We start from the raw sequence: 24,029 nt of genomic DNA, 5'->3' as shown, positions 1-24,029 counted from the left end.
ATAGCAAAAAAAGTCAAGACCTTGCGCTTCTCTCGTCGCGCATGGCCTTCACCATTTCACCCTCTGCGTGTCGAACAACGAAATGATACTCAGGACCGCCATACTGTCAAGAGCTCATCGTCAACTTCATTGAACCCACGCCATACGGATGTTCCCGTCGACCGGTGTGACAATGACGTCCACGCGGTCGCCATAAACGTTGATAAACGTCACATGTCCGCCCCCAGTCCCAGCAGGTCGACCCATGGAATTGAAACTCATGGTGACCAGCGAGGTCTGCATCGACGTCTCCGAGCCGAATACCGCCGAAACCGGATCTCTCTTGCCGACCGCCAGCGGAAATCCGGCGTATCTGCTCAGCGACCTCTCCGTTCTAGCTGCGCCGGGGGGCGCATAGGACTCGGTGCCTTGCCTGAAGTAGTATCGGTTCTCATTGGTCACAAAGACCATCGTGTAGAAACTGTCTTCACATACGGCATTGGCCTGCATGTCGTGAAGGTCCTGTACCAGCGTCATCCCGGCAAACCGGAGACGGACCCGCTCGACGTACCTGTCCAGAGGTGGTATGGCTATCATAACCAGGATCATCACGATCGCCATCGTCACCACGAGCTCCAACAGCGTGAAGCCTTTTCTGCGCACAGGTACCCCTTCTATGAAGTGTTTTCATTGTAAGTTTATTCTGAAGGGCGTGTCTGGCAAGCACGGCGGGCACCTATCAAAAAAGCCCAGCCACAAGGCCGGGCTGAGCCACACGATGCATACAGCATAGGGAGATGCCGGAAACTTTGGTCAGGTCACGGCCTGACCCCGCTGGAACTTGGCTCTCCGGTTGGGCTGATACCAACGTACCAGTACCGGGTCGGCTGGTTGGCAGAGTCCTGCATGGGAATCCAGATGGTACCGGAGAATGTCCCATCTAAGAGCGTCGGCTGGCCCCGGAAGTAACTGCCTTGGCCACAATGAAACACGAGGACAAGATATGTATTGACGCCCGCGGTCACGGTATCGGCCGATGTATACGAATAAGCGGCTCCACCGGATTGAACTGGAAGGCCACAAACCATGTTATACAGGAGGGTTCTCTTTTCGAACGCATCCGATACCGACGTATCCGTTCCCGGCGAGTAGTGCACTCCCGTCAAGGGGTACTTCTGAGACACTTCGGCAAAATACGTTGTCCGTTGAGCTGCCGTAGGAGTCACACAGACATACACGTACAGGTCCTGTTGATAGGTGATGGCGCTGTCCCGGACCAGACGCAGATCCTGGACCATCTGCGACGCATTCGTCTGGATACGCATCCGTGCTAAGGTCGTTCCAAACGCCGGCACTGCCATGCCGGCAAGGATGATCGTCACCGCTACGACAATGATAAGCTCAATAAGGGAGAACCCGCGCACGCGGGTTCTCCCCGCCACTCTCCTCATCGATCGCTAGTTACCCCCAACTGGCTGGGCAATCTCTTCCTTCCAGGACACGCGGTACAAGGAGTTCTTGGAAGCTGCGTACCCACCGGTGTAAACCCAATTGAACTCGTTGCCGTAGTAATATGTTGTCCCGCTGGGGGCCAGGTAGCTGTACCGCACACCCACGGCGTAGGCCGGTGGATTGGACAACGCCGTTACCGCCGTGAGCTGGGAGATCGTAAGCGCCTGGAGCATCGCGAGGTCAGCCCCGTTGTACACACCGTACACGGGGTGTGATGGCACGCTGTCGTCGGCGGCAGGGAAGAACGGAGGACGGGCACCGTTGGTCAGGTTCCAGTCGTAGTTGATATGCTGCACCTCATACCCCCGGACGGGGTCGCTGCCCATACACGGCGCGCTGTCCGACTTGTACGCTGAATGAGAGCCGTTGTCTGTTAAGACCCAGTGAGGACTGGAATTGACGGAGTGCTGGCTGTAGCTGCTGAGCTGGCTCGCGTCCAAGCCAAAGTTTCCCGTCACCGCCAGCATGGCAGCGTTGATGGTCAGCGTCTTGTTGGCGTTGTACGTCGAGGCGGGGATGATGATGTCACTATTCGCGATGAGGCCCAGCTCGTCCTGAAAGTTCACATCGACGGATGGCGCGTTCATGTCGGCCCGGGGGAGACTGGTGTAGGTAATGTTCCCGCCGATGTAGATATCATCGGAGGCGCCGATGGTGACCTTTCCCCTCACGAGGCCGCTAACCGTCGCGTCGCCAATTACGTAGATGGCGCCGTTCACGGGCAGGTTTAGCAGGGTACCATTGATGGTAACCTTGCCGACGCCACCCACGACCGAGAACACGATAGTAGCATTGGTATTCACGTAGTACGCAGTCGACTTGGAGCTGGTGGACAGCGTCGTCAGTGCGGCGGCACCGTTAGTCAGCCAGTTGGCCTTGAGCACGTTGTTGGTCACCAGATGCTGGGACATCGCGGTCGCCAGGTTCACGGCGTCAACGCCGAAGCGTCCGTGGTGGTCGCCGGCAGTATAATAGTCATATACGGTGCCGCTCGCGTAGACCGGACCCTCCGCCCAGCCACCCATATAGACGTCCGCGTCGGAACGCAACCCGCCACTTACGTCCATCAAATCCCCGAACATGACCGTGTTGTGGTACGTAATCGAGTAGTCGGAGAAGTAGTTTATCGTCGATGACGATGCAGTAAACCAGGCGCCGTTGGCAACATCAGCGGGACTTATCGTGATGTCTCCACGGTTGGCCTCAGCCTGTATCGTGCGCTTGATATCCGGTTCGGACATGTTGAACGCCGTAGCCCGCATGTTCCACGTATCCGGCTTATTGGGGTCGTACCAGTAGGTAGCGTTGGTGTCAAGCTGGAACCAGCGGTTGTCGCTGGCGTATGTGGCGTCGAGACCTGCGAGTCCGCCTGCGCCTGGCACGTCGACGCCCGTGGAGAGATCCGTCAGCGTTCCGGTCGCGACGGGGTCGGTATCATTCTTCAGCACGTAGTACGTGTCTGTCTTGGTGTCATAGAAGTAGTGTCGCACGTTCGTCGACGCCGTGGCGGCAGAGCCACCATTAATGCCAACTAAGAGCTGCGAAACCAGTGAGCTTTCAACGGAATCCGTGGAGCTCGCCGGGAGAGCCGAGTAGGTCAGCCCCGTATTGTTGATCTGGCCCAGCAGGCGGTCGATGGTGCCATCCGCAACTGCAAGTGCCCGGTTGGCCCGAGCTTCCTGCGACACCGACGTGCGGCGAGGAGCGATCGCAGCGAACAAGGCCGTGAGCAGTGCCAGTGAGACAAATGCAACGAACATGACCAGCAACAGCGCCATCCCCTTGCGCTGCAGGCCCGCAAATCGACAAATGTGTCTCATGATGTCGCTCCTTCTCCGCTCACTGGCGGACCGTGACCAGCCCGATGAGCCGGACTGTGTTGTATCCCGTTCTGCCCAGGCCGGGAACCTGGGCCTCGAGTGTGATCTGCAGGACGTTGGGTGACCACAACGGCCGCGTGACCGTGAAAGCGGTCACCACCTGGTCCGTCATCGGCTGAGGTGATTCAGTAGTCCATGAACTGCCTTTCCACGTGTTGTTGCAATACGTGATCTCGCACGGCTCGTAGCTGCTGACCGCCCAGAACCCCTGCGCAAGACCAGCGTAGGTCGACCCGACCATGGGAGCCGTCAGACTGTAGCGAATGCGATGCTTGGCCGGTGTCGCGCTGGTGTCGATGGTGAAGAACTCAAGAATGATGCCGTTGGGTTGGGCTCCGGTCGTGGTACTGAACGTATAGGTCACGCCGGACCCCAGGGCGGGAACGATGGGGGCAAGGGTAGTGGGACTCGCAGGGGTGGTTGCAGGCGAGCTGATGACGCTCCCAAGTCCCCCGCTGGAATCCGACGCCGACGTCCATGTCGGCAGGGTTATGCCGTAGTTGGCACGGTAGGCGAGGGGAGTAGAAGTGGAGATATCATTCGTCTCGGTCCCCCCACTGACACTCGTTACCTCGCGCAGTTCCTTGGTCAACTGGTCCATCACGACGCTCAGGTTCTCACGCGCCGTCGTTGTCGTGATGGTCCTGTTCATGACGGCGGTCAGATAGCGGAAACCGCTGAACGCCATCATCGTCACGATCACGAGCAGGGCTAGAGCGACCATCAGCTCAATCAGCGTGAAGCCGGAACGCGTCCGCCGAACCCGCAGACTAGTACGCGGCAATCTGCGATACCAGCTCATAATTGCTCTCATGGGTCCCGTTCATCCACAGGACGATCACCGTCACGTCGTAGTACTGCACATGACTGTAAGTGGCAGGGGCTGCCGTCCGGGCGACGGCTTGCGTCAATACGCGGAAGCCACGATAGTCCTGCGTCGCGGCCTTGTTGGTACTCGTGTAATAGGGGTTGTACTCCTGACTGTTCGGGCTCACCCTGCTCTTCAGGCCCGTCGTGTCCGTATCGGTCGTGTACACCTTGGCCAAGTAGATTGACCCTGGAGTGAACGATGCGATGACTGGCGCAGTCGAAGGATAGACGCCAGGGTAACGCACAATGAGGCCAGTCCACTTGTTTGTCAGCAATGTGCGGTAGATCCCGCTTGCAGTGCTTCCGGCCGAGAAGTGCATCTGCGCCAGGTTCTTGTCCTCAAGTGCCGGGTACTGTGTGGTGACGGGATCGGTCATGTTCTTCACAGAAACGTAGCCCTGGAGTGTGCTGGTGAAGGCCAGAGGCGCCGTTACGTACGTCTCAGCCGCTATCGGATTACTCGATGCGTCCACGTAGGCCACCCGCGCCGCATGCTTGGAGGCAAACCTGATGACCTGCGAGCGCGCTACGATCGCGGCGCCATCCGTATCGTTCAGATTGGCGTCTCCGTCTTTCTGGCCGGTCCTGACAGTCGCCGAATCATAGTTGCACGGGTAGCCATTGGATTGCAAGGGCAGGTTGCCCTGGTCCACCATCGACGGGAACGCGCCAGTGGCGTTGGTTCCTGTACCAGTTCCTGGCACATACCAACCGTATGTCCCCATGGAAATGCTCGTGATCCCAAGCGCTGTCAGTACCGAGGTCGAGGTCCCCCGCGTGATCGTCCGAGCGCGCAGATACTCGAGGGTATACGACGCGACATTCGTGGCAATATTGCGCATCTCCGTGTCAGTGGAACTAGTGTATGCAAAGGAGATAGCCGAGAGAACTCCGATCATGACGACGAGCAGGATGGCCATAGCGACGACGACTTCGATCAGCGTAAAACCCCGAGCAGCGCTTGCCGGTCTTCGCCGACTGCTGCTGCAACCATGTCTGGTATATGTCCTCGACCAGCTACTCGTCATCAGAACATCCTCCTGTCCGCCTTCAGGTGAACCGACCAGAAACCTACTTTCTTAGGCATTATATAGCAAAAGGGGGCAGAATTGCAAGAATAAGCGTGGACAAGAGGAGCAGCGGGCGCTGGCCGGTGAGCAAGGGAATTGTGAAGGACGTCAGAAGAGCACGAACGATAAAACAAAAAAGCCGGAGCCCCTCGCGGGGCTCCGGCGATTCAAACGAACTTACCATTTTGGGGGGCTATTTAGCACTCGACCCCAAAGGAACTTAAAAGGACTGGATTCCCGCCTCCGCGGAGAAGCACCCCTCGCCTTAGACTAAAAGGCTCGGGGGAATGGCGGAGGCAGAGCTATTTACCAGCTGATTCAATCACTAACTAGCAGTAGACGCATCTGTGACAGTGGGCATATCGCTCGTGCGCCTCAAGAATCCCTTCCCCGAAGTCTTGTCCTTGGTCGGTGCACTGAGCGTCCAGCCCGTTGCGATCGTGCCAGCAACACCGGTAGTGGTAGGGGTATAAGTATATTGATCACCACTGGCCGGGCTGTAGGGGTTCACCATAGATTTGAGAATGGTCGCTGTCATGTACTCGATGGGAGGCATATCACCTGCCGCTGTGGCGGTCCCGCTCGATGACACGTTGTTAATTGATCCATTGCCACTCAGTTCGGCCCCGAGCAGACCGAGGCCATTACCAGTCCCTATCGTAATAATAGGCCCGGAAGCAACTGTCGGATACGTGTTCCAGTCCGTTTTGTAGGTTTCCAACGCCGTGGCGATGGAGGCAAAATCACTGGCCACACGCGATCTCTTGGCACGTGCAGTCATGCTGAGGTAGTTAGGGATCGCGATTGCGGCAAGGATGATGATAATGGCAATGACCACCATCAACTCGATAAGGGTAAATCCTCTTCTCTTCATTGCTTCCTCCTTGGAAGTCCTTCAGGTTACCTGCCTGTAGCAGGTTATCACTCTGTCTGTGCTGTTGAATGCCTTTTCCAATGATGCTCAAGCGAACTTTTCGCGCATTGGTCACTGATATATTGTCACCTCCTTACCATTGACTGCTTCCTGGACGTAAAGTCCCTTCATTTGACCAGGCCGGTTACGCCACCCAGCTCCATCGGCCCCTGGCGTCCAATGTATCGGGACCGACTTCTCAGCACTTCCTGCAGGTCTACAATACCCTGTACGAAAAGTAGAACCACTTTCATATTTTTGTCAAGAGATGCCGCCCGCCATTTTGAAGATGGGCAGGTACAGCGAAATGAGGACCCAGCCGATCATGCCGCCCACGACGATCATCAGGATGGGGTTGATGGCATTGGTCAAGTTGTCCGTCGCGGCATCGACCTCTGCCTGGTAGAACGTGGCGACTTTTCCCAGCATGGTCTCCAGGGAACCCGACTCCTCGCCGACCGCCGTCATCTGGATGACCATGGGGGTGAAGAATTGCGTCTCGGCCATGGCTGCGCTGAGTGCGGTGCCGCTCTTGATAGAGGTGATGACCCGGTCGATGGTCGCCGAAACGATGCTGTTGCCCATCGTGCCGCCTACCATCTCCAAACAACTGATGAGCGGGACACCGGCGCCGAACAGGGTAGACAGCGTGTCAGTGAACCGGGCCATGGAGGTCTGCAGGACGAGCGGTCCAATGACCGGCGCCTTGAGCGCCAAGTTGTCTTTGAAGTGGATGCCCTGCGGCGTGCGCAACAATGCGCGGGCGCCGAAGAAGATTGCCACGACTGCCACAAAGAGGATATACCAGCGATGCACCAGGAAGTCGCTCATCGCCAGGGTGATGCGCGTCGGCATGGGCAGGGGCACGTTCAGTGCCGTCAGAAAGCCGACAAACTGCGGCAGGACAAAAATAAACAGCCCGATAATAATGGCAACGCTGGCGATGATGACGATCAACGGATAGCTGGTCGCACTCTTGATCTTGCGCTTGAGCTCCGCCTCGCGCTCCAGGAAAGTGGCCATCTTGAGCAGGCTGTTGCCCAGGTTGCCCGAGCCCTCGCCCGACATGACCATGGAGGTATACAGCGTACTGAAGGCTCCCGGGTAATCGGTCATAGCCGTCGACAGGGGAAGGCCGGACTCGACCTTCTTCTTGAGGTCCTCCGTGATCATGCGCAGTTTCTTGTTGCTCAACTGCTTGCTCTGCACGTCCAGGCTCTTGGTGATGGACAGGCCCGCGTTAAGCATCGTACCCAACTGAGAGGTGAAGATGGACATGTCCTTGACGGCGATGCCTCCGCCGGCCGACAGCCTGCTTTGCCTCGGTTCATAGGACGGAGCTGCGCTGCGCACAGCAATTGTGCCACCCGCGCTCCTGGCTGCACTGACGTTCATCAGGACAAGGCCCTTGCTGCGCACGAGCTCGGCAGCTTCATGGGTGTTGGCCGCGCTGATGGTGCCGCGCCTGGTGGTGCCTGACCGGTCAGCTGCAATATACGTGAAGGTTGCCATCGGTACCTCCTCTCAGTGTTCTCAAGAACGTCCCAGCAGGCGCTGGAGTTCCTTGGGGTCGAACGCGTGCTCTATGGTGTCCTCGTAGCTGATGACGTCACGCTCGTACAGGGCCTTGAGCGACTGGTCCATGGTCATCATGCCCATCGCGGTGCTGGTCTGCAGGACCGACTGGATCTGGTAGGTCTTGCCCTCACGGATGAGGTTCTTGATGGCGGGGGTCGCCAACATGACCTCGGCGGCCAGCACAAGACCATCACCGTCCTTGCGCACCATGAGCTGCTGGGTCATGACCGCCGACAGGACGTTGGCAAGCTGGACCTTGACCTGCTGCTGCTGGAATGGCGGGAAGACATCCACGATGCGGTCAATGGTCTGCGCTGCGCTGTTGGTATGCAGGGTCGCGAACACCAGGTGACCGGTCTCCGCTGCGGTCAGGGCGGCTCCGATGGTGTCGAAGTCGCGCATCTCACCGACCATGATAACGTCCGGGTCCTCGCGCAGGGCGCTGCGCAGGGCGTTGGCAAAACTCTGGGTATCCGTGCCCAACTCGCGCTGCACCACGATACTCTGCTTGTGCTGAAACAGGTACTCGATCGGGTCCTCGAGGGTCACGATGTGAGCCTGCCGCTCCTGGTTGATGCGCTCGACGATCGAGGCCAGGGTCGTGGACTTGCCATGGCCGGTCGGTCCGGTCACGAGAACGAACCCGCGGTTAAGCTTGGGGAACGTGAACGCCGCCGGAGGCAGGCCAAGCGACTCCAGTGCAGGGATGTCGTAGGGGATCTTGCGCAGGGCCGCCGCCATGGTCTCTCGCTGGCGGAACACATTGATGCGGAAGCGCGCCAGCCCCTTGACGCCATAACTGAAGTCCTCCTCCATGTTCTGCTTGAACAGCACCTTCTGGTGATCTGTCATGATGGGGAACAAAAGTTCCTCGACGCGTTCGGGCGAGAGCTTCTCCGTGCCGAGAGCCACCAGCTTCTTCTGAATGCGCAGGATGGGAGGCAGACCGGCCTGGAGATGGATGTCGGTAGCGTTCTTTTCCGTGGCGACTTTCAGGATCGTTTCCAGATCGATACGCTGGCCTTGTGTCTCGGCAATCATGGCAGCTCCTTCAGTCCGATTCGACGGTAGACACCACGCGCAGGACCTCCTCGAGGGTGATGATGCCTTCCCTGGCCTTGACCAGGGCATCCTCGAGCAAGGTGCGCATGCCATGGCTGCGTGCAGCCTGAGACATGTCGCGCGCACTGGCCTTATTAAGGATGAGGTGGCGCAGATCATCGTCCACCTTCATCATCTCATGGATACCGGTACGGCCCCGGTAGCCTGAACCACCGCATTTCGGGCAACCGGCACCCTTGTAGAACGTGACGTCTTCCAGCTTGCCCCGCGTGCTGAGGCCCAGACCTTCGAGGGCCGAGGCGGGCGGGACGTAGGGCTGCTTGCAGTCGGGGCAGATCTTGCGCGCCAGGCGCTGAGCGGTGGCCCCGATGAGCGACGACGCGATGAGGAATGGCTCGATACCCATGTCGATCAGTCGCGTGGCGACCGAGGGCGCATCGTTGGTGTGGATCGTGGACAGCACGAGGTGCCCGGTCAGAGCGGCCTCGATGGCGATCTGCGCCGTCTCACCATCACGGATCTCACCGATGAGCACGATGTTGGGGTCCTGACGCAGGATGCTGCGCATACCGTTGGCAAACGTCATGTCGGCCTTGACGTTGACCTGTACCTGGTTGACTCCGTCCATCTGGTACTCGACCGGGTCCTCGACCGTGACGATGTTCTTGCCGGGCGTATTCAGACGGTTGAGCGCGGAGTAGAGGGTCGTCGTCTTGCCGGCGCCGGTAGGACCAGAGATGATGATCATGCCATACGGCTGGCTGATGACATTGTTGAACAGGGTCAGCGTATCATTGAGGAATCCAAGGTTCTCGAGTGGCACCATGGCAGTGCTCTTGTCCAGGATACGCATAACGATCTTTTCACCGTAGATAGTGGGCAGGGAGCTGACGCGGAAGTCGATGGCCTTGTTCTCGATACGCAGGGAGATGCGGCCATCCTGGGGCTTGCGCCGCTCGGCGATGTCCATGTTGGACATGATCTTGATGCGGGAGAGCACGCCGGCCTGGATATTGCGCGGCAGCTTCTGCTTCTCCTGCAGGATGCCATCGATACGGTAGCGGATGCGCAGGTGGTCCTTCTGTGGCTCCACGTGGATATCCGACGCGCGCTCGACGATGGCCTGGGTGATGATGGTGTTGACCAGCCGGATGACGGGCGCGTCCTGACCCATCTCGCGCAGCTGCTCGATGCTGATCTCTTCGCCAGCTTCCGCGATGACCTCGGCCTTCGCCTCGGAGCTGGCTTCCTTGATGGAGTTTCCGACGACGTAGTACTTCTCGATCGCGCCGTAGATCGCATTCTTGGGGGCGACGAAAAACTTTGTCTCGCGCCCATAGGTCGCCAGCAGGTAGTCCATCAGCTCGATGTTGGTGGGATCGCTGAGTGCGATACTGACGACGCCTTCCTCACGCTTGAACGCGACGAAACCGTAGCGCTTCGCGCGTTCCTGGTCCACCAGTGCCAGCACGTCCGACGCTATCTGCTCGGCCATGACATCTATGAATGGCATGTGCCACTGTTCGGCAAGGACCTGTGCTTTGATGTCATCGTTGATGAACCCCTGATCGATGAGGATCTTCAGCAGTGGTTCATTGGTGTGCTGCTGGAAAGTGAGGGCGCCTTCAAGAGCCTGTTCGTTGATATACCCTCGTGCAAGCAAGATACTTCCTACTGACCGTCTGCCGTCCACTTTTCCTCCGCTCACTACAGTTTCGCGATCTTGGAGCCTTGGCTCCCACACCTGCTGAGCAGTTCTTCAGTGTCACGGAAGCCAGGCGAAGTCTCGCCGACCTCCTGGAACAACTGCGTCGCCCGCCGGCTATCGCCCTGTGCCAGATGAATCACGGCCGCATGGTACTTGAGGATCAGTTTAGCCTCATCGGTGACGTTTGGTAAGTGCGTGGCGTGATCGAGCTCCCGGGTCGCCAGTTCGGGCAATCCCAGGTGAACGAATGCGAGAGCCATGGGCAGGTAGAACCGTGGATCTCCTCCCCCTCTTACCGTGCCGGAACTCATCGCGACCGCCTCTTCGTAACGACTGCCTGCGAACGCAGCCCACGCAGAAACCAGACGTTGCTCGACCGAACCGGCCGTGATGCCTGGGGTCTCGGCGGCTGCCTTGTCTACCAGACCTTCAACATCAGCAGGAGACAATTGCGACAGCGAGGTCGCGTCGGCGATGAGGTCGTATTCACCGGATGCGAGAATGGCCTCCAGGGCATGCTGCACCGTGTCGGGATCCCCGGGATGAGCCCGGATGGCCGCAACAAAGTACCCTGCAGCAGCATCGTGAACCCCAAGCTGTTCGGCCGCCAGACCCAGCCCATATCTGCTCTCGAAATCCGTGGGGGCCAGGTGAGCAAGTTTCTCCAGCAGCAATTGGCCATCCGTGACCTCCTGCCGGTGGTCCACCAGGTACTGGATGAGATAGGCGGCGTTGCTCGCATCATGCTCCTTGGCCATGAGCCCCACCAGTTCGGTGAACTCAGCCATGTTGGGCGTTCCCAGGACAAGGAGGGATTGGAGGACCTTCCGCCGAACCATCGGGTTGATGGCGTTGGCGAGGATACGACGCAGGATGGTCGACTTCTCCACACTGAGCGTGACATGCTGGAATAGGCCCTCGTTGTTCAGGAATGTCGACTCATCGACGCCCGTACGCCCCAGCTGTTCGACGATCGCAGCCTCCAGCGTCGGCACCTTTGCCATATTCGCGTCCTCGGTGACGCGGTCGATCAACTGGTCCAGCACACCCAGTTCCATAGCAGTGGCAAGGACCTCCTGCGTACAAGCATCCTCGGCCAGACTGTGCTCGATGATCTGAACAAGCTGGCGCACGATGCCCTCGGGCGAAGCAGACTTGGCGGCCCGACGTACCATGCCCAGTTCCTCCTGTACATACGATGCGGTGTCCCCGCGCTCGAGCAAAAATTCGGCCTTGCGTGTCCTCAACTCGACAGCCATCTCCGCACTGTCGACGGACAGGACAATGGAAGCGATCTGCGGGTCGTGAAAGTCGATCCTGACTCCCTGCGCAGCAGCCTCCTCGACGATGAACAGGGGCAAGCGCGTGTAGCCGCTGTGTCCCAACCATGTCAGCAGATCACTCATGGCCTCTGCGTCCTGGGGACTGCGCAGAAAGTTGAAATACAGGACTCCCAGCGACAGTGGTATGGTCGCGCTGTCCGCATTGGAAAGACGCTGCATCAGATCCTCCCGCTCCATCGTACCCTGGCTGATATCCCTCAGCATACCGATCAACTGCCGTTCGGCCTCCTGCCCAAGTGGGGGGGAAGCTGGCACAGTGAATGCCTCAGGCTCCTGTTCCCTACGGAGAGAAGCCAACCTGAGCTCCTCGGGGGACATGACGGTCAGTCCGGCAGCCTCGGAAGGCACGACGCGTTTGGCAGCAGTTGACAACTGCTCCACTGGGCCAGACGGCTCGGCCACGACCGCCTCGTCGTACAATGTCTCCAGAGTATTTCTCGTCGTATCGTCCGGATCGGTCGATTTGGCCTTGCGTTGGATCGCGGGCACCCGGTCAAGTTCCGAAGAGTGTGATGCGCGCATACCACTCACAGGTCCGTCCACGGTCTTGACCTTCCAGTCGATCTGACGCCGCATCTCGGCAATGGCCTTGCCAAGCCCCGGATAGGAGGGCTCGGACATGCGCACCTGCTCGAACATGGTGAGCGCCTCGGCGAACTTGCCGTTGTCGCCCAGAATGCTGGCCTTCAGGTAGAGCGTGCGCGGATTCTGGGGACTGACCCCCAGGCTCTGGTCCAGCACCTTATAGGCCTGCGCATAGTCACGACGGTATGCAAGCACACGCGCCTTCTGGTTCAGGGCGTCGGTGCTGCGAGCGTCGATACTGACGGCAGAGTCACCGGCTGCCAGCGCCTTGTCGAAGTCGCCGTCCTTGATGCAATAGCGGGACAGTTCAATCAAGTCGCGTATCGTGGCGGACTTGTCTCCCAGCTGGTTGTCGAGGCCCACGATCTTCTGATAGGCACCGATGTAGATGTTCCAAAGTACGACTTGCTGGTCCTTGAGCAACTGGATGAGCGCCTTGAGAACGTCGATGCCCTGGGCATATCGCTGTCGTCCATAGGCATGGTCTGCCTCGCGTACAGCGAAACGAAGGGCCGCGTCATAGTCACGACGGGTCACTAACTCCTTGATCTGGTTGCGCAACCGCTCCTCGTCAGAATCAGCCACCGTCATTCCCCCATCCTCACTCGAATTGCTGAACTGGCACCATCTTACCAACCGCCACCAAATATGCAAACAGCGGCGCCAGCTCGTCCCTGGTGGAGTCATCATAGAGGACACTCATGATGCTCTCGTCAGCCTCCCGCTCGCCAAGCGACACGACCGCCTGTCCCTCACAGTCGGTCAGGACCGCCTGGACGAACCACACGTCTCTGTTCGGCACGCGAAATCTGTCGACGAGTTCCATCAGCCTGCAGAATTCAGAAAGTGCTGCAGTTTGCTGACGATGACATCGATGGCGACCAGATTAAAACCCCCTTCGGGAATGATGAGGTCCGCGTACCTCTTGGTCGGCTCCACAAACTGGAGGTGCATCGGCCGGACGACGTTCATGTATTGCGTCACCACGGACTCGACCGTACGGCCCCTCTCGCGCGTGTCCCGCAGGAGGCGGCGGATGAACCGGACGTCGGCGTCCGTGTCGACGTAGAGCTTGATGTCCAGCAGGTCGCGCAGCGCCGCGTTCTCCAGCACCAGGATACCCTCGAGGATGATGACGGGCTGAGGTTCGACGTGATCGGTCCAGGGTTCGCGCTCATAGCGAGCGTAACTGTACACGGGCACATCGACCGCTTCGCCACGGGTCAAACGCTGAAGATGCTCGATCAGCAGTTCATTGTCATAGGCACTGGGATGGTCGTAATTGATGCCGCGCTTCTCCTCGATGGACATACCGTCGAAATTCCTGTAGTACGAATCCTGCTTGAGGAAGACGACTGGCTGTGCGGTCTCATGCATGATCTTCTCGGCCACGGTGGTCTTGCCCGAGCCGGAACCGCCGGCGATACCAACAAGGATGGGACGTGTCATTTCAACTGCCTCCGGCAAGATACAGCTGGATATTGCGAGCATGCTCGGCGTAGGTCCGCGCGAAGACACAGTGACCGTCAGGCTTGGCCAGGAAGTAGTAGTACGTGCTTGCGGGGGCATGCGCCGCAGCATTCATCGACGCCAGGCCCGGATTGCAGATGGAAGTCGGTGGCAAACCGGCATGAAGGTAGGTGTTGTACGGGGACTTGTACTTCAGCTCGGCGTATGTGTAGAAGCCACCCTGGCTGGGGAGGACATATCCGAGCGTGGTGTCCAGCTGGAGCAACATCTTCTTCGCCAGACGGTTGAAGATAACGCTGGCAACCAGCGGACGGTCCGCGTCATACTTGGTCTCCTTCTCGACGATGGAAGCGACCCTGACCAGCTGGTCACCTGTCAAGCCACGCTTCGCCGCCTGAGCCACCCAGTCGGAAGGGAGAACGTCGGCGAACCTGCCAAGCATGCGTGCGACGACCTCGGCAGCGTCACCCGCGTACAGAACGTCGTACGTGTCGGGGAACAGATGCCCCTCCAGAAGCTTGCCCTGGTCATCTCTGGCCGCCTTCAGGAAGCCAGCCGCGCTGATGCCGGCCTGTTCCTGGAGGCGAGTAGCCATCTGCTGGACCGTATAGCCCTCGGGAAACGTCACGTGCACCGTGAGAGGCGGACCCGACGCAAGGAGCTGGTACAACGCTTCCATGCTACCAACATCCTTGAGCGCATAGCGCCCCTCGCGCAGCGAACCGCCGCGTTTCAGCCGCCAGTACCAGCGAAGAGCCTGAGGACTGGACGTCATGCCAAGCGCGAAGACCTGTTGACTAAGCGTTGTCACACTATCCCCGGGACGTATGTCGACATAGGCGGTTGGCCCTTCGACGGGCACGGTGTGAATGAATCTCACCCACGCAACCGCCCCGGCGATGATCACCAGGATCAGCAGGACACCAATGATGCGCGCAGCCTTGACTCGCATGCGGCGCCGTGATTGAGCGGTGGGGGGTCCCCCGACCTCATGCACGTTCTGTGTGTCTTCGTCCATGTCAGTCACCTTCGCCTCGCACCGTTGGCTCGCGGTCCAGATAACCCTGCAGGATGTAGACTGCCTCCCATTGATCTTTGGTGGCACGCCCGGCGGTGCCCGAAAGCCCCTCACTCGCCGCTGCCCGCCCAACAGCTACGGACGACAGGCGCTCGTCCACCAGCTCGACGCGCACCACCCTGTTGAGACCCCTTGCAGTCAGTTCCTTGCGGACGAAACCTGCGAAACGCCGTACCCTGCGTGTCTGGATCGAGTCCGTTCCGTCCAGCGCGAGCGGCAGGCCGACGACCAGACAGCCAGCACCCTCGAGCACGACGCGGTCGACCACGGCCTGCGCTGTTGCGGCTGGGAGTCCCATGTCGATGGAACCAGCTGGGAAGGCGGTCCCCACATTCGCCACCGTCCGGGCAAGACCTATGTGGCGTTCACCCACGTCGAGGCAGAGAACGACCTTCGAGCCGGATGGATCGTCAGCCAAGCAATGCCTCCAGTTCCTCTGCGGTCGGCAGACTTGCGATACGGCCCTGACACATGCGGTCGTTGCCACCGCCCTTGCCACCGTACTTGTCAGTCAGGGTCTTGAAAATGGCACGTGCCGAGAACGTCGCGCCAGCCGTACCGAATACCTTGACGACGCTGAAGCCGTCTCCACCCGCAACCATACCGATGAAGACACCATTTCCCAGCTGCTGCTCCGCCATATCACCTGCACTGCGCAGTGCTTCGGTGGTCAGATCTTCGAAGGTGGCCACCACGACCGGCTGACCCTTGATGGTTGCCGGCTGCGCGATCAGGTCGCGTACATGGCGATCGGTCGCCGCGGCAATGAGCCCTTCGATACGGCGGTCGTGTTCCTTGACCACATCCGTGAGGTCTTGCACCGCGCGCATAACCTCTGCTGGAACCGGTCCGCAGCCTAGTATCCCTGCAGTCTGTTCCACGCCTTCCTGGTACGCCCAGAACTCCCGCAGAGCGCCCAGCCCGACGGAAGCCTCGATACGCTTTGTGTCCGTCCCGATGCTGCGGATGGAACGGATGTGCAGGAAACCGATATCGCCCGTAGCGGTGACGTGCGTGCCGCCGCACAGCTCCTTCGAGATACCGTCGGCCGCAACGACGCGCACGGTCTCACCATACTTCTCTCCAAAGAATGCCAGAGCGCCTGTCCTGCGCGCTTCCTCGATGGGCATGACGTCGGTCCGCACCGGGACGTTGGCCATGATGAACCCCATCACCTTCTCTTCCATAGCCTTGCGGTCGTCCGCGTCAAGGCTGCCACGGAAGCTGAAGTCAAAATGGAACTCGTCGGGCATGACCTTGGAACCCTTCTGCTGGACAGTCGGGTCGATGGAGCGTAGAGCGGCCTGCAGGAGGTGTGTCGCCGTATGCGCCCGCGCGATCGCCTTTCGCCGCTCCGGGTCCACTTCGGCGCGCGCCGTGTCTCCCGCGGCGATCGCTCCTTCGACCAGAACCCCTTCGTGGATGATCAACCCCTCCACAGGAGTCTTGGTGTCCGTGACCTCGAAGCGCGCACCCGGCGTCGTGATGATGCCCGTGTCGCCAACCTGGCCACCCTTCTCGCCATAGAACGAAGTCGAAGAAAGCACCAGGCCGATATGATCGCCCACCTGGGCACTGCCGGCAGGTTCGCCGTCCTTCAGAACGCCCGTGACCACAGCCTCGGCCGACAGCGATTCATAGCCAACGAAATGCGAAGTGCCGACTGTGCCTCTCAGCTTGATGTACCCAGTTCGTTCGCGGCTCACGTCTTCCACACCCGACGACTCGCTGCCACCATGGCGCTGGCCGTTCAACAGGGCATCGAAGCCTTCGCGGTCCAGCTTAATGCCGGCATCCCGCAGGAGATCAGCTGTCAGTTCGACCGGAAAGCCCATCGTATCGTGAAGGTAGAATGCGGTCTTGCCGGGCAGGGTGTCGCTCCCGCCTTGGCGAACCACCTCGACAGCTTTGGTGAACTCGACCAGCCCGTCCCGGAGCGTGTGGTCGAACCGCTGCTCCTCGACTGCCATGTCGCGCTTGATGCGCTCACCCTCGGCCAGAAGTTCGGGGAACGGTCCCTTCATAAGATCGATCACCGTGTCCGCGACCTTGCCCATGAACGCGCCCTCGATGCCGATCATCCGACCCAGCGCCTGCGAACGCCGAAGGAGGCGGCGCAGGACATAGCCCTGCTTCTCGTTGCTGGGCAGAAGGTTCTCGGCCATGAGAAACGTACACGCGCGTACATGGTCAGCGATAGTCTTCATGCGTGCCGTCACCCGGGGATCCCGACCATATTCCTGGTGTGACAGGTCCGCCACTGTCTGGATGATGGGCTGGAAACCGTCCGTCTCGAAGTCGGTGTCGGTATCCTCGATGATGCTCGTCATGCGCTCGAGGCCCAGTCCAGTGTCGATGTTCTTGCGGGCAAGCGGCTTCAGCGAACCGTCGGATTGCCGGTCGAACTGCGTGAACACCAAGTTCCAGTACTCGAGGAACCGGTCTCCATCGTCGCCCATCTGCTGCTTCTCGTCTCCCGGATGACGCACCCCGCGGTCGATATACAGCTCGCTGCAAGGACCACATGGACCGACGGGGCCCATGGTCCAGAAGTTGTCGTCAGCGCCCATTGGCACGATCCGCTCGCGCGGAATACCAACCTTCTGCCAGATGTCTGCCGTCTGGAGGTCTTCCTTATAGATCGTTACCCAGATACGGTCAGCCGGCAGGCCGAGGACCTTCGTCGAGAACTCCAAGGCCATCGCGATGGCATCGTCCTTGAAATAGTCGCCGATGGAGAAGTTGCCCAGCATCTCGAAGAAGGTATGATGACGTGCCGTCCGGCCGACCCGCTCAATGTCATTCGTTCGGATACATTTCTGGTCCGACGTCATGCGCGGACTCGGAGGAGTCACCTCACCCAGGTAATACTGCTTCAACGGGACCATGCCGGCTGCTGTAAACAGTAGTGTCCGGTCGGGCGAAAGCAGGGGAGCGCTGGGGAGTCTCAGGTGGTCGTGCCCTTCGAAGAACCGGAGAAAGCCTTCTCGAATATCAGCTGAGTTCACATTTCACCTCACGCAATACCGGTCATACCTCGTCCCGGCGCATGGGGACAGTATACCCTCAGCGCCACGTGAGGCAAGAACAACGGCTTTGCTGTTACCCCCCCGTCACTCCCCCCCAAGCCTTTCTGTGTAAGGCGAGGGGTGCTGTCGGCGCAGGCGGGAGTCCAGCCTTGGACAAACGCATGGGTTCCCGCCTCCGCGGGAACGACAGATGTGCAATAGGGAATCGTATCCGGAAACGCGAGAATCATTGTTCTTGCCAGTCCCAGTCATAGACGGGTTCGTAGCATATGTCCAAAGTTTGCCGTTCTTTGGACAGAGGACTGGGCATATGTCCATTGGGTGGACATATCTCGCAGCATATGTCCAAAATGTGCCAGTCTATGGACAGACTAGTGCGAGAGCAAATCGTAGAACCTTGTATTGAGGTATAGTATTTCGGTGCCTATCTTTTCCGATTTCAGTATGCCAATACGCTCAAGCTCATGTAGGTACGTTGAGGCAGTCTTGCGTTCCGAGATCCCCGCCTCGACAAGAAAACGACTTTTCGTGTACGGTTGCCGGAACAGGGTCTCAACCAATTCTTTGGAGTAGATCTTTGGCAATTCGGTCTTCACTCTTCCTATCGTCTCGTCCATCAGCGCGCGAATCATCACGATATTGTCTCGCGTCACAATGGACATTTGTTCAACGGCGTCAAGCATATAGACAATCCACGACTCCCATGCGCCATTCTCGGTGACATTGCGCAGCAGCGTGTAGTAGAGTGGCTTGTGTTTGATAATGTACCGGCTGAGGTACAGCACGGGCAGATCCAGTAGCCCCTTTGACGTGAGAAATAGAATGCCTAACACGCGACCCGTGCGGCCGTTGCCGTCGAGGAATGGGTGAATTGCTTCAAATTGATAATGGATCAATGCCAGTGTAACCAGGGGCTCTAGAGTAGCATCTGTATTCATAAAGTGCACGAGATTGTCTAGTTTCTTCCGCAGAACTCCTTCACCGTCCGGCGGTGTGTAGATTGCTTCTCGTGTGATATTGTTGCCAATATAAGTTCCTGGTACATTGCGAATGCCCGCTTCGTTCTGCTTGATCTTCTGAACAATGTTGACAAGCAAGTCGGTTGAAATCGCTGGCTGCGCTTTCAGGGATTCGAACCCGCCCCAGAGCGCCTCGCGATATCGCAACACTTCCTTTGTGGCAGGATCAACATGACCGTCATTCGCCACATATGAGCGAAAGAGTAGATCATTGGTCGTGACGATGTTCTCTATGGCAGAGCTATCTTTGGCCTCTTGAAGGACGAGTGAGTCAACGAGCATTGCCTGGTTTGGAATGGTTCTTCCGAGACCCTTCAGCTCACCAAGGGCTCGAGCAGCGGAGATTGCCTTCTTAAGCACGGTCGCTGTTTCTATCTGTGCTTTCGGAGGAAGAAGTGGAAGGTCGTTGTATGGTTTTTTGGGATCAAATGTCATTGTCCTGTCCTCTCAGATTCCAGCAAATCGATTCACGGGCTCTGCCCTCATGCATCTTGCCACAGCCATACTGTCTCCTTCGGTGCCCGCTATCGCAACCAGGCTCCGTCACTTTCATTAATAGTATAGCGTCAATCAAGAAGCGTAGCTGCCTTCTGATACAGGGCAAGGCGAAGGAGCCGAATCGGAGGGGAGGCAAGGCATCTGTGAAGTGTCTCTGGGAGCACCAGTAGAACATATCCGGATTAGTCAGGTACGAGAAGAAAGGAGTTGCGATGTCGCTATCACTAATGACACGACTCTGTTTGTCGCGCCCACCGCCTGCGCGGGAACGATGGAAGGAATGCGAGCGAACGACGGACGGGGGTGCATCGAAACATGGGTTCCCGCCTTCGCGGAGAAGCACCCCTCGCCTTGCACAAAAGGGCTCGGGGGAACGACGAACGTATGAGTTGGTGTCGAACACCAGACCTAGCGCCTTCCTCGAAAGATGGTCGTCCGTTGAAGTGCCAGCATGGTGCCCACCGACGCGACTGCGTTGATAAGACCGCGGAGCAGGTTGAACGGGATGATCGCCGTCACCATAATCGCTTTGACAGCTACTATCGACATCTTGAAGTACCAGGGATCCACAATCAGGTTCATGCCGGCCATCACGACCGTCATCACGACGACCCCCAGACCGGCTGCAACGACCTTCACCCATATCTTCCTGGAGCGNNGCCCAGAGGATTCCTTTCACCACACCCGTCAGGATGGCTGCACCAGGACCCATCGCTGAGCCTGCGATGAAGACGGCGACATCGCCAAAATCGAACTTGAGGAATGGTGCTGCCGGCAGCAGCGGAAACTCGAACAATTGAAGGACATACCCCACGGCAGCCAGCATACCGGTCAGAGCGAGCACGCGCAGTTTTTTCGATTCCATTCTCTACCTCCATAGCAGACGCAGCCTTGCAGCTGCAATCAACCCTGGGGGCACGGAAAGTGGACGTCTCTTTCCGTCCAGACTGTACTGTCGGCCCTGGAATCACACCAGGTCCTACCGCCGCAGCGGCTCGTGGGCTAAGCTCTTCGCTATTACCACCGGTCGGGAATTTCACCCTGCCCCAGAGAACACTTAAAGTATATGCGGCCCCAAAAACGTGTCAAACATACTGAGTTGCATCACGAAGACCGCAGGATATATCGGTCGCGACGCAGGACCCTTTCCATCAGTTGCATAGTCTCCCGTGGCAGCTCCAGCAGGACTTCCCCCGGCGAACGTCGTGAGATGGGTGTATCAACCTTCGATGAGACTTGATCCCCTTGTCTTCGTCTTGTTTCAGAACGATAGCATCTTTTTTTGCTTGACGCTATACTTTATTAGGAAGGTTTTATCTCCGCTGCGATGTTGTACTGATACGGCATACTGGGGGTAGTGCCGGTGACCGTGGCTGGACCTCGCTATCAACGAGAAACATACGTCAGGGGCACAAAACGAGAATAAGCTCACGTACTGTAGTAGCTTTATTCCTGACCACCACGATCGGTCTTGTAGCAGGTTGTACTCTGAAAGTTGTTGGAACATTGGCAACGCTAAAGGAGGCAATATATGCCTGAATCCGCAGGAGCTCGCGTAGATACTCATGTTCATCCTCATGTTAGCGAGTTAACCAAAGAAGAGCTTGAAGCCAAGAGACAAGCAGGGGTAGCCAAAGAAGAGGAAGATGAGAAAAAGAAGGATGAGGAAGAAAAGACTCCAGCTCCCATATTGGAGAACCCGAGACAATCGAATTTCCCGCTAAAATGTCGTAGATTTGGGAAGAAACAGTCCTAAGGCGACAGGGAACAAACAATTCAGAAAACAGCTCATGAAACGGGCGTAGTTCGAGTTCATCAGAAACAAGCACCATACGTTGGGGGCATGAAGTGAGAAGAAACTTGCGTGCTGTATTGGCTCTACTCCTGGTTGCAGCCATTGGCCTTGCATCTGGTTGTGTCACGAAGACATCAGATCAGTCTGAGACACTTGCGGCAGAACAAGTGGTCAGAGAGTACTTCACGTACTGGAATGAGAAGAACATCCCAGAGATGGAGAAACGCATGACCCCTGACAAGAAGGGCATACAATGGTATATAGATGATCTGGAATATGTGAAGTTGATAAGCGTCAGCGAGCAGAAGCCGGTGAAACGGGGGACCAAGGCATTTGTTGTTGTTTTTGATATCAAGCAAGCACATGGTGGTAGCATCGAGAATGGGGTCAACTCATGGAACTACGTGCTCAAGCGAGAGAGTGATACGTCACCATGGCTCATCTCTGATTGGGGACATGGAGGGGGGCTTCTTGAGTAGCTCTCGACAGCGAATTGAACCGTATTGGAGAGGCTATCTCCCTCGGCCTGCTGATGTTCATGACAAAACCCTCATACCCACATCGCACGCTGCACAATAGGTCTCAATTTGCCATACATCAATGTCTGACTGCCGCTGAAACAGCCAGACTTTAACTTGACGCCAAGAGGAGACAACCTCTGGTGATCGAAAAGCGTGGCAACTATGCCTCCATTTTACGTGAGTCGATGCGCGGCCTGTTGCATTCACAGATTCCTTCATAAACTGTACATATTCTAGGAGGCAGCCATGGAGAACGTCATGTATCTTAAGGAACTGAATGAGCAGCTGAACGCACTGTCCTATCAGTGCAACATCGCCGCGTGGAACCTGTCGACGACCGGGAAGGACGAGTACGCCGCTCAAGCGGAACATGCCGACCTGGCAATGCGACTCTTCCTGGCCGACAAGCAGCGCTTCGACACCATGAACTCCATGCTCACCGCGAGTGACTTGGAAGAGTTCGAGCGCAGGCAGCTCACCCTTATCCACGACATGATGGTCGAAAATCAGCTCGACAAAGAGATGCTTCAGCAGCTGGTCAGCAAGCAGATCGCGCTGCAGGGCATTACGACGAAGTTCCGCGGAACCATCGACGGCAAAGAAGTCAACAACAAGCAGATCGAGGAGATCCTCAGGTCCAGCACCGACAACGACCTTCGCAAGAAGGCATGGCTGGCCAGCAAGCAGGTGGGCGCAGTGCTCGAACCCGGCCTCATGGAACTCATCAAGCTCCGCAACGAGTCCGCCGCCAAGCTGGGGTACGCCAACTTCTATGAGATGTCGATCCAGCTGCAGGAGTTCGACGGTGCATGGCTCAAGCAGACGCTCGAGAGCTACCGCGACCAGACCGACACGCCGTTCCGCCGCGTCAAGGAGTCTATCGACCAGGCGGTCGGACAGCGGCTGCGTGTCGACCCTTCCACACTGATGCCTTGGCACATGAGCGACATGTTTTTCCAGGAGGCTCCCCGCACCTCAGACGTCGATCTTGGCGTCTATTTCGAGGGCAAGGGCGACCACATCGTCGAGGAACTTGCGACGAAGACCTACGATACTATCGGGCTGGACATCCGCGACATCATCGCCCGCAGCGACCTCTACGAGCGCGCGGGCAAGGACCAGCACGCCTTCTGCATGCACCTCGACAATAAGGGCGACGTCCGCGTCCTCGCCAACCTTCGACCAAACGAGACGGAAATGGAGACCCTCCTGCACGAAATGGGGCACGGCTGCTACGACAAGTACACCGACATGTCCCTTCCCCCGGTCCTGCGTCAACCCGCGCACATCTTCACGACGGAAGCCGTCGCCATGTTCTTTGGCCGCATGGCACGCGATCCCAACTGGTACAAGCAGATCGTGGGCATCGACGACGCCAACTTCCAGAGGCTGGAGAGTGACCTGCCCGTCGCCATCCGTAACCAGATGCTCGTCGCGACGCGGTGGATCACCCACTTCGCACTCTTCGAGCGAGAGTTGTACCGCACCGAGAAGGGCGACAGTCGCCTCTGGTACCAGGGCGTCCAGAACATCCAGTACCTCAACGTCCCCGAGGAACGCTTTGAGAAGCCCGACTGGGCCGCCAAGTACCACTTCGCCATGGCGCCTGTGTACTACCACAACTACCTGCTCGGCGAGATGCTCGCCTCCCAGTTCGACCACACTCTGCGCGCCAAAGCCAAGGGAAAGGTCCTGACGCCCGAAGGTGGGCGCTGGTTCGTCGACAACGTCTTCACGCCCGGCGCAAAGTACTCATGGAACACCATGATCGAACACGCAACGGGCGAGAAGCTCAACCCGTCCTACCTGGTCCAGCAATTCAACTACTAACCACGAACGACAGGGCCCGGCCACCTGCGCCGGGCCCTGTTACAGATATGGGACCGTCCCGAGAATGTTACAGGGGCATGAGGTGGAGGTCGGAACTCAGGTCGAACTCGGCGTCGGTTATAGCACGGAGCTCGTCGAGGGTGATCTCGGGAGCGATTTCGCGGAGGATGAGTCTGCCTTTGTCGAAGACAAACACGGCGTACTCGGTGACGACCATATCCGCTTCGCCGATGCCGGTGATGGGAAGAGTGCATTGTTTGACCAGTTTGGGCTTGCCGTTCTTGCTGGT

21 protein-coding genes, 1 pseudogene and 1 riboswitch are annotated in these 24,029 nt (G+C 58.1%); of the genes and pseudogenes, 3 read left to right on the top strand and 19 right to left on the bottom strand.

Features of this window, described 5'->3' with window-relative positions:
- Window positions 1-126: 126 nt before the first annotated feature.
- The 18 genes and pseudogenes from SMC5_RS07765 to SMC5_RS11735 form a co-directional block, all read right to left on the bottom strand.
- A complete protein-coding gene (locus SMC5_RS07765) occupies window positions 127-642 on the bottom strand; it encodes a pilus assembly FimT family protein (protein WP_207799147.1) in 516 nt (171 codons plus the stop codon).
- Between the two features lie 155 nt (window positions 643-797).
- Window positions 798-1,430: a pilus assembly FimT family protein gene (locus tag SMC5_RS07760; RefSeq protein WP_119120253.1), complete on the bottom strand. Its 633-nt coding sequence runs from the start codon at window positions 1,428-1,430 to the stop codon at window positions 798-800.
- 6 nt (window positions 1,431-1,436) lie between these two features.
- Window positions 1,437-3,311, bottom strand: coding sequence for a hypothetical protein (locus tag SMC5_RS07755; RefSeq protein ID WP_119120252.1), 1,875 nt, complete (start codon window positions 3,309-3,311; stop codon window positions 1,437-1,439).
- 19 nt (window positions 3,312-3,330) lie between these two features.
- Window positions 3,331-4,185: a prepilin-type N-terminal cleavage/methylation domain-containing protein gene (locus SMC5_RS07750; RefSeq protein ID WP_207799146.1), complete on the bottom strand. Its 855-nt coding sequence runs from the start codon at window positions 4,183-4,185 to the stop codon at window positions 3,331-3,333.
- Window positions 4,142-5,269: a type IV pilus modification PilV family protein gene (locus SMC5_RS07745; RefSeq protein ID WP_119120250.1), complete on the bottom strand. Its 1,128-nt coding sequence runs from the start codon at window positions 5,267-5,269 to the stop codon at window positions 4,142-4,144. The genes SMC5_RS07750 and SMC5_RS07745 overlap by 44 nt, the downstream gene beginning before the upstream one ends.
- Window positions 5,270-5,636: 367 nt before the next feature.
- Window positions 5,637-6,185 carry a type II secretion system protein gene (locus tag SMC5_RS11485; protein ID WP_119120249.1) on the bottom strand — a complete coding sequence of 183 codons (549 nt, stop codon included), beginning with the start codon at window positions 6,183-6,185 and terminating at the stop codon, window positions 5,637-5,639.
- Window positions 6,186-6,485: 300 nt separating this feature from the next.
- Window positions 6,486-7,736: a type II secretion system F family protein gene (locus SMC5_RS07735; protein ID WP_119120248.1), complete on the bottom strand. Its 1,251-nt coding sequence runs from the start codon at window positions 7,734-7,736 to the stop codon at window positions 6,486-6,488.
- A gap of 21 nt (window positions 7,737-7,757) precedes the next feature.
- The gene (locus tag SMC5_RS07730) at window positions 7,758-8,816 is read right to left on the bottom strand and encodes a type IV pilus twitching motility protein PilT (protein WP_119120255.1); all 1,059 of its coding nucleotides are present in this window, start codon (window positions 8,814-8,816) and stop codon (window positions 7,758-7,760) included.
- 37 nt (window positions 8,817-8,853) lie between these two features.
- Window positions 8,854-10,557 (bottom strand): GspE/PulE family protein, encoded by a 1,704-nt coding sequence (locus SMC5_RS07725; RefSeq protein WP_119120247.1) that lies wholly within the window; start codon window positions 10,555-10,557, stop codon window positions 8,854-8,856.
- A gap of 14 nt (window positions 10,558-10,571) precedes the next feature.
- Complete coding sequence (locus SMC5_RS07720; RefSeq protein ID WP_165846325.1) at window positions 10,572-13,091, bottom strand: tetratricopeptide repeat protein; 2,520 nt, start codon at window positions 13,089-13,091, stop codon at window positions 10,572-10,574.
- Window positions 13,092-13,101: 10 nt separating this feature from the next.
- Window positions 13,102-13,326, bottom strand: coding sequence for a hypothetical protein (locus tag SMC5_RS10470; protein ID WP_126854970.1), 225 nt, complete (start codon window positions 13,324-13,326; stop codon window positions 13,102-13,104).
- The gene (gene udk, locus SMC5_RS07715) at window positions 13,326-13,949 is read right to left on the bottom strand and encodes a uridine kinase (protein ID WP_119120245.1); all 624 of its coding nucleotides are present in this window, start codon (window positions 13,947-13,949) and stop codon (window positions 13,326-13,328) included. Before udk ends, SMC5_RS10470 begins: the two co-directional genes overlap by 1 nt.
- A gap of 1 nt (window position 13,950) precedes the next feature.
- Window positions 13,951-14,988: an endolytic transglycosylase MltG gene (mltG, locus tag SMC5_RS07710; protein WP_119120244.1), complete on the bottom strand. Its 1,038-nt coding sequence runs from the start codon at window positions 14,986-14,988 to the stop codon at window positions 13,951-13,953.
- 1 nt (window position 14,989) lies between these two features.
- Complete coding sequence (ruvX, locus tag SMC5_RS07705) at window positions 14,990-15,466, bottom strand: Holliday junction resolvase RuvX (protein WP_165846324.1); 477 nt, start codon at window positions 15,464-15,466, stop codon at window positions 14,990-14,992.
- Entirely contained in the window at window positions 15,459-18,056 is a 2,598-nt protein-coding gene (gene alaS / locus SMC5_RS07700; protein WP_119120242.1) for an alanine--tRNA ligase, read from the bottom strand. Before alaS ends, ruvX begins: the two co-directional genes overlap by 8 nt.
- A 392-nt stretch (window positions 18,057-18,448) precedes the next feature.
- Window positions 18,449-19,531 carry a Fic family protein gene (locus SMC5_RS07695; RefSeq protein ID WP_119120241.1) on the bottom strand — a complete coding sequence of 361 codons (1,083 nt, stop codon included), beginning with the start codon at window positions 19,529-19,531 and terminating at the stop codon, window positions 18,449-18,451.
- Window positions 19,532-20,002: 471 nt separating this feature from the next.
- Complete coding sequence (locus tag SMC5_RS11305; RefSeq protein WP_243625024.1) at window positions 20,003-20,233, bottom strand: hypothetical protein; 231 nt, start codon at window positions 20,231-20,233, stop codon at window positions 20,003-20,005.
- 25 nt (window positions 20,234-20,258) lie between these two features.
- Window positions 20,259-20,459: pseudogene (locus SMC5_RS11735) on the bottom strand (ECF transporter S component); the annotation flags it as partial.
- Window positions 20,460-20,520: 61 nt separating this feature from the next.
- Window positions 20,521-20,652, bottom strand: a riboswitch (FMN riboswitch).
- A gap of 473 nt (window positions 20,653-21,125) precedes the next feature.
- Between SMC5_RS11735 and SMC5_RS07685 the strand changes: the two are divergent.
- From SMC5_RS07685 to SMC5_RS07675, 3 genes are all read left to right on the top strand, one after another.
- Window positions 21,126-21,350, top strand: a complete 225-nt coding sequence (locus tag SMC5_RS07685) for a hypothetical protein (RefSeq protein WP_119120239.1) — start codon at window positions 21,126-21,128, stop codon at window positions 21,348-21,350.
- A gap of 92 nt (window positions 21,351-21,442) precedes the next feature.
- Window positions 21,443-21,868 (top strand): DUF4829 domain-containing protein, encoded by a 426-nt coding sequence (locus SMC5_RS07680; RefSeq protein ID WP_126854969.1) that lies wholly within the window; start codon window positions 21,443-21,445, stop codon window positions 21,866-21,868.
- Between the two features lie 288 nt (window positions 21,869-22,156).
- Complete coding sequence (locus tag SMC5_RS07675; protein WP_119120237.1) at window positions 22,157-23,740, top strand: M2 family metallopeptidase; 1,584 nt, start codon at window positions 22,157-22,159, stop codon at window positions 23,738-23,740.
- Window positions 23,741-23,807: 67 nt separating this feature from the next.
- On the opposite strand, the gene SMC5_RS11300 is transcribed toward SMC5_RS07675, so the two are convergent.
- Window positions 23,808-23,957: a hypothetical protein gene (locus tag SMC5_RS11300; protein WP_243625022.1), complete on the bottom strand. Its 150-nt coding sequence runs from the start codon at window positions 23,955-23,957 to the stop codon at window positions 23,808-23,810.
- Between the last annotated feature and the right edge of the window lie 72 nt (window positions 23,958-24,029).

Origin of the sequence: Candidatus Cryosericum odellii (genome assembly GCF_003570935.1) — a bacterium.
Taxonomy (GTDB): Bacteria; Caldisericota; Caldisericia; order Cryosericales; family Cryosericaceae; genus Cryosericum; species Cryosericum odellii.
This window is presented reverse-complemented; position numbering and strand designations above follow the sequence as displayed.